General features: G+C 39.7%; 14 protein-coding genes. 13 read left to right on the plus strand and 1 reads right to left on the minus strand.

Annotated features, from left to right (window positions below; translation table 11 throughout):
- The first annotated feature begins 49 nt into the window (after window positions 1-49).
- The 9 genes from MUN87_RS10990 (at window position 50) to MUN87_RS11030 (ending at window position 10,306) form a co-directional block, all read left to right on the plus strand.
- Window positions 50-1,849, plus strand: a complete 1,800-nt coding sequence (locus MUN87_RS10990) for an assimilatory sulfite reductase (NADPH) flavoprotein subunit (protein WP_244747817.1) — start codon at window positions 50-52, stop codon at window positions 1,847-1,849.
- 13 nt (window positions 1,850-1,862) lie between these two features.
- Window positions 1,863-3,575 carry an assimilatory sulfite reductase (NADPH) hemoprotein subunit gene (cysI, locus tag MUN87_RS10995; protein ID WP_244747818.1) on the plus strand — a complete coding sequence of 571 codons (1,713 nt, stop codon included), beginning with the start codon at window positions 1,863-1,865 and terminating at the stop codon, window positions 3,573-3,575.
- Entirely contained in the window at window positions 3,575-4,759 is a 1,185-nt protein-coding gene (sat, locus tag MUN87_RS11000) for a sulfate adenylyltransferase (protein ID WP_244747819.1), read from the plus strand. The genes cysI and sat overlap by 1 nt, the downstream gene beginning before the upstream one ends.
- Window positions 4,759-5,358 (plus strand): adenylyl-sulfate kinase, encoded by a 600-nt coding sequence (cysC, locus tag MUN87_RS11005; RefSeq protein ID WP_244747821.1) that lies wholly within the window; start codon window positions 4,759-4,761, stop codon window positions 5,356-5,358. Before sat ends, cysC begins: the two co-directional genes overlap by 1 nt.
- 355 nt (window positions 5,359-5,713) lie before the next feature.
- A complete protein-coding gene (locus MUN87_RS11010) occupies window positions 5,714-6,730 on the plus strand; it encodes a zinc-dependent alcohol dehydrogenase (RefSeq protein WP_244747822.1) in 1,017 nt (338 codons plus the stop codon).
- A gap of 654 nt (window positions 6,731-7,384) precedes the next feature.
- A complete protein-coding gene (locus MUN87_RS11015) occupies window positions 7,385-7,678 on the plus strand; it encodes a ribosome small subunit-dependent GTPase A (RefSeq protein ID WP_244747823.1) in 294 nt (97 codons plus the stop codon).
- A gap of 11 nt (window positions 7,679-7,689) precedes the next feature.
- On the plus strand, window positions 7,690-8,445 hold the full coding sequence (rsgA, locus tag MUN87_RS11020; protein WP_244747825.1) for a ribosome small subunit-dependent GTPase A: 756 nt from the start codon (window positions 7,690-7,692) through the stop codon (window positions 8,443-8,445).
- Between the two features lie 88 nt (window positions 8,446-8,533).
- Entirely contained in the window at window positions 8,534-8,821 is a 288-nt protein-coding gene (locus MUN87_RS11025; RefSeq protein WP_244747826.1) for a hypothetical protein, read from the plus strand.
- A gap of 738 nt (window positions 8,822-9,559) precedes the next feature.
- Window positions 9,560-10,306 (plus strand): NAD-dependent epimerase/dehydratase family protein, encoded by a 747-nt coding sequence (locus tag MUN87_RS11030; RefSeq protein WP_244747828.1) that lies wholly within the window; start codon window positions 9,560-9,562, stop codon window positions 10,304-10,306.
- Window positions 10,307-10,327: 21 nt separating this feature from the next.
- Here MUN87_RS11030 and MUN87_RS11035 read toward each other — a convergent pair whose 3' ends face one another.
- Window positions 10,328-10,738: a YkvA family protein gene (locus MUN87_RS11035; RefSeq protein ID WP_244747830.1), complete on the minus strand. Its 411-nt coding sequence runs from the start codon at window positions 10,736-10,738 to the stop codon at window positions 10,328-10,330.
- 218 nt (window positions 10,739-10,956) lie between these two features.
- On the opposite strand from MUN87_RS11035, the gene MUN87_RS11040 reads away from it, so the two are divergent.
- Genes MUN87_RS11040 through MUN87_RS11055 form a run of 4 tightly spaced genes read left to right on the plus strand, consistent with a single transcriptional unit; the run spans window position 10,957 to window position 15,564 of the window.
- Entirely contained in the window at window positions 10,957-12,540 is a 1,584-nt protein-coding gene (locus MUN87_RS11040) for a DUF6583 family protein (protein WP_244747831.1), read from the plus strand.
- Window positions 12,541-12,567: 27 nt separating this feature from the next.
- Window positions 12,568-13,794, plus strand: a complete 1,227-nt coding sequence (locus MUN87_RS11045) for an ABC transporter permease (RefSeq protein WP_244747833.1) — start codon at window positions 12,568-12,570, stop codon at window positions 13,792-13,794.
- Window positions 13,791-14,900, plus strand: coding sequence for an ABC transporter permease (locus MUN87_RS11050; RefSeq protein WP_244747835.1), 1,110 nt, complete (start codon window positions 13,791-13,793; stop codon window positions 14,898-14,900). Before MUN87_RS11045 ends, MUN87_RS11050 begins: the two co-directional genes overlap by 4 nt.
- Window positions 14,893-15,564, plus strand: coding sequence for an ABC transporter ATP-binding protein (locus MUN87_RS11055; RefSeq protein WP_244747837.1), 672 nt, complete (start codon window positions 14,893-14,895; stop codon window positions 15,562-15,564). The genes MUN87_RS11050 and MUN87_RS11055 overlap by 8 nt, the downstream gene beginning before the upstream one ends.
- The last annotated feature ends 244 nt before the right edge of the window (window positions 15,565-15,808 follow it).

Consider the following 15,808-nt stretch of genomic DNA (forward strand, 5'->3'; position numbering starts at 1 on the left):
CTATAACAAAGTAAATCTATCGGATTAATTATTTAAAGAGGTGAACGCGTTGACATTACAAGTAGTAAATAGTCCCTTTGATCAGAAACAGACCGAAATCTTAAATCAGCTGCTCCCAACATTGACAGATGCACAGAAGAATTGGCTAGCAGGATATTTAGCCGCCTCTCAGGCTAACGCTAGCCAGGCGGCACCTGCTCCCGAACAAACTGCCACCCAGCCAGTGGCAACGAGAACGGCAACGATTCTTTACGGATCCGAAACAGGTAACAGCCAAGAGCTTGCGGAGAAATTATCGGGGCAACTCAAATCAATCCAAAGGGATGTTACCATCTCCTGTATGGACGATTATAAACCAAAAAAATTAAAAGAAGCAGAAGACTTATTCATTGTTACAGCAACCCACGGCGAAGGAGATCCGCCTGATAATGCGATTCAATTCCATGAATTTCTCCATGGTCGAAAAGCGCCAAAATTGGATAACGTGAACTTTGCCGTCTTATCATTAGGGGACGAATCCTATGAGCATTTCTGTCAAACTGGTAAAGATTTTGACAAACGACTCGAGGAGCTAGGAGCTACACGAATCCACCCACGCGTGGATTGTGATGTCGATTATGAAGAACTAGCTGAGGAATGGTTTGCAGGTGTACTCGACTACATGAAACAAGAAAACGAGTCAGGAGCTAATGCTACCGTTACGGAGCCAACCCCAGCAGAACAACCGATATATTCAAAGAGTAATCCTTATACTGCAGAAGTATTAGATAATATTAAACTTAGCGGTCAAGGATCTAACAAAGAGACAAGACATATAGAAATTGCGTTAGATGGTTCCAATTTAAGCTATGAACCAGGTGATTGCTTAGCTATCTATCCGAAAAATGATCCAACACTCGTACAGCAAATTATAAACGAGTTTAAATGGAATCCTGAACAAACAATTCCGATTAATAAACAAGGAGAAATACGATCTGTACAGGAAGCGTTAACTTCTATATTTGAGATTACTAGATTAACGAAAGGCTTGCTGGAGAAAGCGGCAGCACATTTTGAGAACGAAAAGCTGACCAAGCTTCTCGCTGAACCAGAGCAAGTAAAATCGTATATCGATGGCCGCGACTTATTTGATCTAATTATCGATTATCCACCTGCACCATTTGAACCATCTTTACTTATGCAGATTTTACGTAAGATTCCAGCGAGACAATATTCGATTTCAAGCAGCTACAAAGCAAATGAGGATGAAGTGCATTTAACTATTGCAACAGTTCGATACAATACACATGGACGTGATCGCAATGGTGTTTGTTCCGGAGAAATAGCAGACAGAATCAAGCCAGGTGATCAGTTAAATGTCTATGTACACAAAAATCCAAATTTCAAATTCCCATTTGATGAAGAAACACCGGTAATTATGGTGGGACCAGGTACTGGAGTTGCGCCTTTTAGAGGTTATATTGAAGAACGTGAAGAATTAGAACTAAAAGGAAAAACATGGCTATTCTTTGGCGATCAGCATTTCCGCTCTGATTTCCTTTATCAAGTTGATTGGCAAAATTGGCTGAACAAAGGCTTTTTAAGCAAAATGGATGTAGCCTTCTCAAGAGATACTGAGGAGAAAGTTTACGTACAGCACCGCATGAAGGAAAATGCTCAACAATTGTATGAATGGCTAGAAGCAGGGGCTTATTTCTTCGTATGCGGGGATGAGAAACGAATGGCTAAAGATGTTCATGAGGCACTGCTCGCCATTGTCAGTGAACAAGGGAAGCTGTCACAAGAACAGGCGACAGAATACATCAATAAATTAAAACAAGAGAAGAGATATCAACGAGACGTGTATTAGGGGGGAAAATACAATGGGAAACAATTCTAATAATCTAGATCCAATGGAAAAATTGAAAGTCGAAAGTCGCTATTTACGAGGTACGATTGAAGAAGGCCTGCAAGATCCTATCACTTCAGCCATTTCCGAAGACGATACAAAGTTACTGAAGTTCCACGGAAGTTACCAGCAGGATGATCGTGATATCCGAGATGAGAGACGTAAGCAAAAACTTGAACCTGCTTATCAATTTATGCTTCGTGTTGCCATTCCTGGCGGTGTAGCCACTCCTAAGCAATGGCTTTCTATTGATGACTTATCACAACGATATGGTGATCAGACAATCAAATTAACCACCCGTCAAGCATTTCAATTGCACGGGATATTGAAATGGAACTTGAAAGATACAATAAAAACAATCAACGATGAATTGATGACAACCATTGCAGCCTGTGGGGATGTTAACCGGAATGTAATGTGTAATCCGAACCCTTATCAATCGGACATTCACCAAGAAATTCAAGATTGGGCGCAAAAAATCAGCGATCATCTCTCACCAAAAACCGGAGCTTATCATGAAATATGGTTAGATAGAGAAAAAATTATTGATTCCAAAGAAGAAGATGAGCCTATTTATGGCAAAACTTATTTGCCACGAAAGTTTAAAATCGGGATAGCAGCTCCCCCATCCAATGATGTCGACGTCTTCTCTCAAGACTTAGGCTTTATTGCCATCATTGAAGATAATGAAGTTCAAGGCTTTAACGTAGTAGTAGGAGGCGGTATGGGTTCTACGCATGGAAATACCGACACCTATCCGCAAGTCGGAAAAATCGCCGGGTACTGTAACAAAGAAGATGCTATTGACGTTGCGGAAAAAGTGGTGACGATTCAACGGGATTACGGTAATCGTTCTGACCGAAAAAATGCACGCTTTAAATACACTATCGATCGCTATGGACTGGATTGGTTTAAAGAAGAACTGAACGAACGTCTAGGATTCGAATTACAGCAAGCGAAACCCTATCATTTCGACCACAATGGCGATCGCTATGGCTGGGTAAAAGGCCATAACAGATGGCATTTTACGCTTTTTGTCCAAAATGGCAGAGTGAAAGACACCGACGATTATCAGTTATTGACAGCACTACGAGAAATCGCGAACGTGCACACTGGTGATTTCCGTTTGACACCGAACCAAAATCTAGTAATTGCCAACGTAACCGCCCAAAAGAAAAAGCAAATCAATGAAATTATTGAAGCTTATGGCATTACAGAAGGAAAAAATTATTCAGGGTTGCGCCGAAATTCCATGGCATGTGTTGCCTTCCCAACTTGTGGCCTAGCTATGGCAGAATCTGAACGCTACCTCCCTTCTCTCATTGATAAAATCGAGGGATTGTTAGAAGCAGAAGGACTGAAAGAGCAAGAAATCGTGATCCGAATGACCGGCTGTCCTAATGGTTGTGCACGTCCTGGTCTTGCCGAGATCGCCTTTATTGGAAAAGCACCTGGTAAATATAATTTCTATCTTGGTGGAAGTTTTATCGGTGACCGCTTGAACCAGTTATATCGTGAAAATATTGGCGAAGAGGAAATATTGGCAACATTGAAAGAAATTTTTCATGATTACGCAACCAATCGAAATGAAAAGGAACACTTTGGTGACTTCGTCGTCCGCAAAGAATATGTGGATGAAGTGAATGATGGCAGAAAGTTTCACCGTGAGCAGAAAGGAGTTTTATAATGGCAGTAATCGAGAAGAAAGCAAACGAAACAATTGAAGCACATGGCGGTAAATTAGTAAATCGCGAAGTAACAGGTGCCGAAAGAGAACAATTACTTAACAAAGCAGAACAATTCAAGAGAATTACCATTAATGCATGGAGCATTTCTGATCTGGAATTAATCGGAATTGGTGGATTCAGCCCATTGACTGGTTTTCTCGGTGAGAAGGACTACCAGGAAGTCGTCGAGAATTTGCATCTCGCAGACGGCACTGTATGGAGTATCCCAATTAATCTTGCGGTAACAGAAGCTGAAGCAAATGAATTAGAGATTGGTGAACATATTGCCCTCTATGGTGAAGACGATGTATTATACGGTACATTGGAGCTTACCGAGAAGTACAGCTATGATCAAGAGAAAGAAGCACAATTGGTCTATGGCACAACAGAGGAAGCACACCCAGGAGTAAAGAAATTGTATGAGAAAGGCAATGTATATTTAGCAGGTCCTATCTCTTTATTAAATCGCCCAAACCATGATCAATTTAAAGATTTTTATCTCGATCCTGTTGAGACAAGACAACTATTTCAGGATCTTGGCTGGAAAACAGTGGTCGGATTCCAAACGAGAAATCCAGTCCATCGCGCGCACGAATACATTCAGAAATGCGCACTGGAATCGGTTGATGGCTTATTATTAAATCCATTAGTTGGTGAAACCAAATCTGACGATATCCCCGCTGACATTCGTATGGAAAGCTATCAAGTTATTCTAAAACACTACTATCCGAAAAATCGTACTCGTTTAGTAATTTATCCGGCCGCAATGCGTTATGCAGGTCCACGTGAAGCTATTCTGCATGCCCTCGTCCGTAAAAATTATGGCTGTACCCACTTCATCGTCGGTCGTGACCATGCCGGTGTCGGTGATTATTATGGTACGTACGAGGCACAAGATTTAATAGCTGAATATGAAGCAGAGCTTGGCATTCAAATTTTCAAATTTGAGCATGCCTTCTACTGCAAGAAATGCGAAAATATGGCATCACAAAAAACATGCCCACACGACAAGTCTGAGCACGTTCATTTAAGTGGCACAAAGGTCCGCGAGAAGCTTCGTAACGGTGAAGCTTTACCACGACAGTTCTCGAGACCGGAAGTGGCAGAGGTATTAATTAAAGGATTACAAAGGGGTTCAAACTAATGGCAGAGACAAAAAATATTGTCTGGCACGATTCAGCAGTAACAAAGCAGGATCGTATCAAACAAAATCAGCATCAAAGTCCTGTACTATGGTTCACCGGACTTTCAGGTTCAGGCAAATCTACCATTACGGTGGCATTAGAAAAAGCACTGTTCGATCGTGGCATTCGCTCCTACCGACTTGACGGTGATAACATCCGTCACGGCCTTAACAATAATCTAGGCTTCAGTCCAGATGATCGTAAAGAAAACATACGTCGGATCGGTGAAGTTTCCAAGCTCTTAAATGACGCTGGCTTATTTACATTGACCGCGTTTATTTCTCCCTATCGTGAAGACCGTGATAATGTCCGCGAATTGTTAAACGATGGTGAATTTATCGAAGTGTATGTAAAGTGCAGTCTTGAAAGCTGTGAAGCTCGTGATCCAAAAGGCTTGTATCAAAAAGCTCGCGCAGGTGAGATCAAAGGTTTTACTGGCATTGATGCGCCTTACGAAGAACCAGTCGCGCCAGAGCTCGTTGTAGACACTGAGGAAAAGTCAGTTGAAGAAGCCGTTGAAGACATCTTGGCATTCTTAGAAGCTAAAAATTATATTTAATTTATTTAGCACCCAGGTGATCCGTACGATGAAAGTCGTTCATATTACCGGGTGCTTTTGCATAGGATACATACCATTACCTTTATAAGGAGGAAATTTTAATGGACCAATTAATCAGCCTGTTTATTGGTGTCGGTGTTGTAATTTTTTCCTTGTTCTTCTTTGTCATCTACAGCACTATTAAGAATGATAAATAAGCTATCTTTTATTCCCCTCTTATTTCCACACTTCTTATCAATAATCAACAATCATGCTTCCTTTGTTGATTAGTCACCATCATTCATTTTTTTGTTCATTGTCTTTCTCATCCAAACAGATTACGATTAAAGTACTACTAATGTAAGGAGTGTGGCGTATGAAAGTTGGTATTTATCATGGACAAAATGATGTGAAGATTGAAGAACGCGAGATCCCTTCTGTCGGCGCTAAGGATGTATTAATTAAAACGTTGCGTGGGGGCATCTGTGGAACCGATATCAATATCGTAAAAGCAGGAAATGAAATGGGGATACGATTTGGTGCTGAATTTGGACATGAATTGTTTGGCGAAGTAGTCGAACTTGGAAAAGATGTCCCTTCAGCCATCTCTAAAGGAATGCGTGTTGGTATCAATCCGATTACAGCAAAACGTGCAGGTCGCAGATTTTCATTAGAATGTGGAGCATTCAGCCAATATGTGCTAATTGAAGATGCTGAACTTAACTATAATTTATATGAGATGAATGATTCGGTAACACCAGAAGAAGCTGTGTTAATGGAGCCAATGAGCGTAGGCTTTCACGGTGCCTTCAGCATCGAACCGAAAAAAGACGAAAACATTGTTGTGCTTGGAGCAGGACCAATTGGACTGTCTGCTGCAGCCGGTCTGATCGGAGAAGGAATTACTAATGTCTGCGTTGTAGATATCGATGATTTCCGCCTGAACAAGGCTAAAGAATTAGGTGCACGAACCGTTAACACCAAAAATGAAAGCCTTGCAGAAGGATTGATCAACCATTTTGGCGAAGAGAATGTTTACGGAATCAATGTTCCAAATGTACATGGTTTTGTTGATGCTGCTGGTGCTCCCCCATTATTTGAACAAGTTATGCAGATCGTTAAACCACAGGCTCGTATTGCTATCATCGCTGTGTATAAAAACGAGGTGCCTGTAAGCCTTGCTCAAATCATGAGTAAAGAAGTAAAAATCATCGGTGCGAGCGGATATACTCACGATAACATTACCCGTGTAATTGACCATTTGAACCAAAAGAAGACTAATATTTCCACTATGGTTACACAAGTCTATCCATTAGACAAGATCCAGGAAGCTTTTGATAAAGCAATCGAAGCAAAAGATACTGTCAAGGTTGTTGTTGATTTAACAAAGTAGAGGAAGTTTAGTATAAAAACCCTCACTGTCTTATATCACTTTGCCAAATTATGGATTAAGTCAAGTGGAACCGCATTATCTATGAGGTTATTTTGATATTTTAAAGGTACTAGCAAAGCCCCTAAAAATTGCTCCGCGTCCTGTATCGATCGGGTTAGCTAGGTTACAACTTAAACTGCTTCTGTACTGCCATGTGCTGAGGCAGCAAAGAAGTATTTCGGGTAGTAGCCTAGCTTCAGCCGTGTCTCGCAGGACGCGAAGTCGTTAGCAGAAGTTATTTCAGCACACGTACCATTTCAAAAATGTCTACAAAGCACATTACACAATCCGGATTTGCAGTAGGCACAGTCAGGTTAATCTTCTAAATCCATAATTATTGCTTATTTTCGCTGCTTGAATTGAATGCTAGCGTCCGCTTTCTATACTCCCCACTCTATTTGTACTGTCCTTCATTCTCCCCTACTGTTTTATTTCATACACATCTCATATTTGCTTGACTAACAGGCAAACTCACATTAATCTTAATGTAATATTAAGGAAAGGACGTGTTGTTGATGAGTGTATATACAGGAGTTTTTGTTAAAATGGGAGGATTTCTAACGGCTTAACCCAGAGATTTTCTCCCACCACTACATTCTTTGGGAGGAAAAAACGGTGAATTTAGAGAGATTAGGATGGTCTGCATTTTTTGAAACAGATTTTCAACGGAGATTTTCGAATGAATGGCAGGTTGGTCGAGTTGTAGGCCAAGGGAAAAACATTTATAAATTAGCGACAAAACAAGGTGATATGAACGCGAAAATAGCCGGCAAGCTGTTATTCGAAGCAGAAGTATCGTCGCAGTTACCTGCTGTAGGTGACTGGGTTGTCTTCGCTCATGAAGACGGTGACCAATTTGCCATCATTCACGGTAATTTAGAGAGAAAAGTGTTTTTTCAAGGAAAGTAGCCGGCAATAATATGGAAGAACAACTAATCGCCAGTAATATTGATACGGTCTTTCTAGTTAGCGCCTTGAATAATGACTTTAATATTCGGCGAATTGAAAGATATGTGACATTAGCTTGGGAATCAGGAGCAAGTCCGGTGATTGTACTCACAAAGGCTGATTTATCTGACGACATCGATGCAAAAGTACTTGAAGTGGAAGAAGTAGCGATCGGCGTTCCCATCCATGTAACAAGCTCGATTACCCATCAGGGGATAGAGGACTTGAACAAATATTTGCAGTCAGGAACAACCATCGCGTTGCTTGGTTCATCTGGTGTTGGTAAATCAACGTTATCAAATATATTATCGGAGAAAGAACAACAAGCGGTCCATGCTATCCGAAATGACGACAAAGGACGACATACTACTACTTCAAGGGATCTGTTAGTATTTGATAAAGGCTTGATTCTGGATACACCCGGCTTAAGAGAGTTACAATTATGGAACACAGAGGAAGCGGTATCCAACACTTTTCAAGATATTAAAGGGTTAGAAAACGCATGCAAATTCCGTGATTGCCAGCACGAATCAGAACCAGGCTGCGCGATTCAAAAAGCAATAGAGGACGGAATAATAACTGAAGCACGGTATCACAGTTATTTAAAGTTGCTGAGAGAAACAGCTTTTATTGAGAATTCAACGGCATACATGCGGGACAAAATCGAAAAGACAAAACACTATCGTCACCAGGCTACACAACACCGAAAAATGAAAAAACATCGTTAAAACAACGGAGTGCTGATAGTTAAGTCTATCACACTCTTTTTTACGAAAAATAACTCGCTGTTTATGTTAGTATATTCAAAAGCAAAAAATGATGAAAGGTGATAAAATGGGAGTTGACAATGGAAAAGCAATAAAATTTGGCTACTACGCTATAGTCGCCACCTTGCTTACAGGGGCTGGTATAATGATTTTCGATAATCATTATTATAATGATAGTATCAGTATTCTACTTATATTTGCCGCTTATATTTTTCAAGGTTTTTACGATTTATATCGCTCTCTTAAAGACGGCACAAAAAAATGGACATTTTTCCATATACTATATATCCTATTCGCTATAAGTGTTCTTGTATGGGGAATTACAAAAGTTTTTTAATTGATAGATTCATTATAAAAACCGAGCATAAACCACCCGGTCCTAATTGACTTCATTAATAAACAACTTCCTATAATATGGATTATGTAAACTAACTGCTTAGCGGTACGGTAATTTTGAAATGTTTCAAGTGCTAGGATACCGCTCCGTCCAACCACTCCGCGTCCTGCGGGGCACGGCTGAAGCTAACTTTGTGAAGAAGGGCGCTTCACAAAGTGGATCTCCAGCACCTGCACAATCCCGCGGGAGTCTCCGTGGTTGGCCTACGCTAGGATGATTGCTCTACAACTGATGTCATAGGAAGGATATCGATTGCTATCTACATAAATCAGTCACCATTTTTATAATTTATAATGCCTAGCACCACTGCTCACAGCTATTTCAAACGTTGTAGTACTTCCCTCAAGCGTAGGAAATAGGCGGAGACTCCCGTGGAATCAGCGCGAGCTGAAGATCCACTTATGAAAGAAAAGAATTTTCTTTCATAAGTTAGCTGAAGCCGTGCCCACAGGACGCGGAGCCTATTTCCGGAGCTTTGCTAAGCAGATGAAAACTATCATAATTAACTCCATGTCAGACATTTCCAGTTGACATAATCCATATTATAGGAAGTCCGTTTTATGTTCCATAAGATTACTGCTGTGACTGCACTTTTGTACTTTCTTTGCTTACAAGATGAATGTCCTCACCTAAATAAGCCAGACTAATGCCTAGAACGATTAAAGGGGTGTTTTCCAATTGAAAAAAGTCATCATCATTGGCGGAGCAGGAACCGTTGGAGAGATATTATACAAACATTTATCACCTGACTATCATGTGCTGGTTTTCGATAAAATGGTTAAAAACGAAACCGCTACGCATAAACAAATGGATGCAACAAACTATCATGATATGCTTAAAAAAATCCCAAAAGACACCGACGTCATGATCAATTTATTACGTATAGAAACGAGTCGAGCGATTGAAGACGTAGAGGCATTTGATCAAATGACAGATGTATTCTTTAAGGCGAGTTATTATCTCATGCTGATTGCCAAGGAGTATCACATAGATAAAGTGATTTATGCGAGCAGTAATCATGCCTCTGATTATTATGAGGAAAATGGATACTCTCAATTAGGAAGAGAAATTACTACCAAGGATTATCCTTATCCTAAAGGCTTATATGGTGTGCTAAAAGTAACCTCAGAGGAAGCAGGCTTTATTTTTTCATTACATACGGATTTATCCGTTATTAATATCAGAATCGGTTCAGTACCTAAGGATGAAAAGAAGGCATTACTTGAAAATGATCGAGTATCACGCACATTACTTTCTCAACATGACTTAATCCATTTATTTATCTCTGCCATCGAAACAAACACAAAGCATGGTACCTATTATGGTGTATCGAATAACACCGATAAGCCTTGGGATATCTCAAACGCTATAAAAGAGCTCGGATATCACCCCAGCGTAAACAGTGATCAGCTAAAGAATAATTAACGAACTAGTCATCTTGGAGAATCAGCCTTCCTCCACAGATGGCTTTTCCTCACCATGGCTCTCCTGCCACACCTTAAACCGATCTAAATCTTCACTTACTTGTCTGATGACAAACCCAAGCACAGCCGCATCATCAAACAAACCTAACCCAACTAAAAAATCAGGAACGATATCTATCGGAGTAACGAAATAAATAATTGCTGCCAGGATCATCACAATAGATCCCTTCGGAATTTCTTTATACTCGCCTTGAATCCATGCCCGAAGTGCTTCAAATAATAATTGCAGCTTTCCCCACACTTCTTCTAACTTACCTTTTTTATCATTTGCTTTTATTTCTGCCTGTTTTAATAACTGTTTCGATTTTTCCTTATCTTGAAAATAGTGCTTTGCTTTCGGAATATATCTTTTATAACCATGTTCGTATTTCATGGGATCTGCTCTCTCCTGTCCATTTTCGGTATATTTTTCGACTTTCTTGTCTTTAATTGTCGAAAGTATAGATGATTTTAATGACTCATGATATTATGGCAACTATGTGTGATTTTCCATCTTTATCCACGAACATCACGTCTTTATACCTATCATAACAAATAGAGAATATATGGGGAATCATTGTAAGCCATTTGAATTTAGGGGAGGACTAATCTATGGAAGAAGCGATTCAGCAAGAACAACCCAAACAACAGAAAAAGAGAACAAAATGGATTATCATTGCGGTGGCAGTTGCGGCTATATTAATCGCAGGAATCATATCTGTTCAAGCCTTTATACTTACATCGGCTAAAGAAGATTATTTCTTAGCTGAGAAGAAATCGATTGAGCAATTGCAGGAAACCTTCGAATCAAGGTTCGAGCAGGAAATAGCCTGGAAAGAACACACCGATGAAAATGCCATTGAATCTGTAACAGAAATAACTGGTCAAATGAACGTTCCCAGCATGGCGGGGATGGGATATGACCAAATTATTAATAACGCCAATATTACGATAGAATCCGCAATGGATAGACAGGAAAACATGTCGTCCGTTACTATTTCAGCGGGTATGGCTGGTATTGAACTGAATGGTATGGAAGCAACACTCGACAATAATGACTTATACGTAGGTTTACCGTTTCTGGATAACATCATTCAAGTAAATGGAGACGATCTCGGAAGAATTCTGCAGGAACTCGATCCTGAAACCTTTTCTGGAGAGGAAAATATAGACTTCAGTACATTGTATAACGAAAATCCATTCATGACAGAAGACTTTACTTACATTAACGAAGAATACATGATGTATCTATATGACCAAATTCCCGATGAGGCATTTGAATCAACATCAGAGGACATTACGCTTGGCGATAATAGTGTGAACGCTGAAAAAATTACCTTTTCCTTATCAGAGGAAGAAGTACAAAATATACTAAAGGGTCTGTTCGACAAAATGGCAGCCGATGAAAAACTTCGAGAAATCCTCGTTAATCAAACCTTTTATCTCGACTACGCTAATGTAGAAGTAGCTAATGAAGAAATCACTGCATTTGAAGAAGACTTCGTATCAACAATGGAGGATGCTTCAGCAAATGTAGACGCCATTAAACTTCCAGACGGTTTTGAATCCGTGATTTGGGTGCAAGACGATATTATCGTAAAAAGGGAACTTTCCGCTACAATTGAAGATGCTGGAACAACAGCAACAGTTCGGGTCGACGGAACGAATGCCATCACTGATTCTACTCAAGTATTGGATTATAACTTCACGGTAGATGATGGTAATACAGAAGAGACAATGAATATGAATGCTGATCTGTCTCAACAAGACGGAACAACCAACGATGTCATTACCTTATCTGTTCCTGATGCAAACTTTACGATTGAGTCCAATCAGACAGAGCAAAATGAGACAGATAAATCATTTGAACATATTTTTTCTTTTTCACAGCAAGGTACACAATTAATGAGCCTTCACTGGATTGGTGAAGGAACGTATGAAGAGGATCAAATGACGGTGGATCATACGCTTTTCGCGGAAGATGGCGCGACACTCAATCAAGACAGCTTGTCCATCAAACTCTCGCAAGAAGGTACTACTATCAGTGAGGTAGAAACCCCAGACACAGATCAAGTGAAAAACTTAAGCGACATGAGCGGTGAAGAAATTACAGAATACGTTGAAACAGACGTTATGCAACAATTTCAAGTGTGGATGAGTAATATGATGGGTGGAATGGGAACCGGCGGCTTTTAACATTAGCGTTTAAAGTAGGTGTCATAGATGAAATCTTTGAAACATATTTACTTGTTTACAAAAAGCAATTTAATCCAACTAAGGAGGAAGTGGGTATCACTTCCTCTTATTTTACTGGTACCGATAATTATTACTGGCCTTCTTGCCTTTTCGCTTGTATCCATGATGGATGTTGCTGAAACAGAATCCCTCACGGTAGGACTAGTCGATTTTGATCAATCAGAGGAAACGAAATTGATTATTGAATTATTAGAGGACTCTTCCCAGCTTGGTGATGTATTATCCATGCAAGAAATGGAAGAGACACAAGCAAAGCAAGGTATAACCAGCAATAATTTAAGTTCTTACGTCATTTTTCCGGAGAACTTTTTTCAAAAACTGATGAATGGAGAAGCATCGCGAGTTTCTATTATTGGGAATCCCGAAAAACCGCTGCAAAGCCAAATAATTAATGAATTAATCGAAACCCTTACACGTCACATTCGTAGTTCACAGGCTAACATTCTAACCATCAATCACTACGCCACACAATTAGAAATGAACGATCAAGAAAGAAACGCACTACTGCTGGAACAATTCACTGATTACTTTTTTTATGTTCTGGGCAGTGACAGAGTGGTAACCGAGGAGAAACTGACCAATAACGCAACCTCCTCCCCTACTGAATATTTCAGTTTGGCTGGATGGTTCACGATAGTAACAATCTGGTTAGTGATTATTTACACAATGTTGCAAAAGGACATCAGTACAAAAATGAAAGAGCGCGTCCAATTGTATGGAGTGACAGACTTTCAACAAGCAGCTGCTGCCATCATCACTACCTTGTTCGTAACAGCTATAATGGCAACCGTTACTTTCTTATCATACCTTTATTTCTTTGAAGATATAACGATTATGACAGAAAATGCCATCCGAATAGCTTGTTTACTGCTATTGCATAGTATGATTGTTCTGCAAAGCTTTACATTGATTGGATGGCTGCTAAAATCTCAAAAAGTTACATTATTAATGCTGACAATCTTCACCGCCATTGTCATCCTGTTCAGCGGCGCTATTATTCCCAAAATTTATTTTCCTATTTATCTGGAAAATCTATTTTCATACAGCTTTGCTCATCAATCCTTTTATTGGATTGAACAAATTATGCTGAATGGACGATTTTATGCTGAAATGAAGAGCCTGATGTGGACGGTTTTGATCGGTTGGATTGTCCTTCTCATTGTGTCCTCATGGAAAGGGCGTGTTTATAAATGAAAGACATTCTGTACACACGCTGGTTACTAGTAAAAAAACAATCGTTCAGTCTTTGCATCTGGTTGTTTCTGCCACTCTTGATCACCATTGCCATTCTCTCTGTGACTGAGTCGGTACAAGAAGACTTTACTGTACCAATAGGTATTGTCTTAGAAGAAGAAACCAATTCTTCTCTCGCCTTATACAACGAACTAAATAACACATCGCTTGTTACGGCTACTGTAATGTCAGAACGGAAAGCACTTCGACAATTAGAAAGGCATGAACTTGATAGTGTATTTGTGATAAAGGAAGGTTATCAAAACGCCTTGCAAGAAGGAAACAGAAACAATTTGCTGGAAGGATATTATTCCGATCGCTCCTTTGCCTATGATATTGTAAAAGAATCTATTGTATCGATTCTTCAACAAGAGACCGGACGGGTACATGCCGCTAACACTGTTATTCAATTAGAACAGCAATTAAATGGTGCAGAAGATTGGTCGATCAATGAAGTGATAGCCAAGTCGAAACAAATACAAACAACAGAAAATTTGCTGATCCATCAATTTCAATACCAAGGAGAGAAAGCGGCCGCAGACAATAGCAGAAGGTCATTAAACCCTTGGATGATCTGGGCTTTTTCAACCATGTTGATTACCATTTTTGTTTTCGACTGGATAATCAAAGAGCGTCAGCAAAATGTGCGTGTTCGCTTTCAGTTTATGAAGGTTTCCTATCCGGCATATATATTATATAACGTATTCGTATACCTGATTTTATTTCTTATCACGGATGGGGTAACGGCTATTGTACTGTCCTTACAATATGGAGCAGAGATTTCCCTAATTACGTTGCTGACATTCAGATTGACAATCTGTTTCGTTGCCTTTTTGTTTGTAACCGTTTGGAAAAACGTCTATTTCATGTATGTTGCAGCGATTACTTGGATTATAGTATTAATTGCCATCAGCAACATTCCTTGGATCGGGAACCTGCATATATGGCTATCCTTCCTTAATCCATTAGATCGATTTCTATCAGGTGAATGGACAATTGGCTGGTTCGTTGTCTGCCTTATCGGCATCGTAATCTGGTTTAAACGAGAGGAGAAAAATAATGCTTAAAGTGGAAGATCTACAAAAACATTTTAAAAGAAAACATGTTTTAGATCAGCTTTCCTTTACTGTTTATCCAGGTGAGATAGTTGGTCTTGTTGGCGAAAACGGTGCTGGAAAGTCTACACTGCTTCAAATACTCGCTACCACAATGAAGTCGACAGCAGGTGAGATTTCTTTGTATGACTCCAGTTACCATAAACACATAAAACAAATACGGCAGCACATTGGTTTTGTACCACAAGATATTGCGATATGGGAACAGCAAACAGTAGAAGAAAACATGGTATTTTTCGAGAAACTATCCTGGAAGAAAAAAACGAAAGCTCAGCTCGAACAACTTTGTCTTGATATGAATTTGGACCGTTGGAAAACGCCGGTAAAGAATTTATCTGGCGGGATGAAACGAAAATTAAACCTGGCTATCAGCCTGATTCATGACCCTGGCCTCCTGCTATTAGATGAACCGACAGCAGGAATTGATTTAAAGTCTCGAAAAGAGATTGGCGCCTATTTACGTAACCAAGCTAAGACGCACCAAAAGATGATACTCTACACTTCTCATGACATGGATGAGATTACCGCACTATGTGATCGTATAATAACCATTGGCAAGGATCCTTTTTATAAAGAATTGCTGGCGCGAACGAATAAAGAAGTGCTTAGTTTTTAGCCAAGAACAGGATAATAAAATGAGACTTCAAACAGTCGTGTATTACGGACGATTAGCGTCGTGATAAAAACAACTGAGGAGCCTATTTCGGAGCTTTGCATATGTCAACATAATGTTTTCTTATTGATTGACTCGCGCTTTTTCACGATTTGATTAGATATTATTTAGACGAATGTTCGTACTACAAATGTAGACAATCGAGCGGAACACGTATTTTTGTTGGATACGTGTTCCGCCCGGTTGT

Source organism: Gracilibacillus salinarum (genome assembly GCF_022919575.1).
GTDB classification, from domain to species: domain Bacteria; phylum Bacillota; class Bacilli; order Bacillales; family Amphibacillaceae; genus Gracilibacillus; species Gracilibacillus salinarum.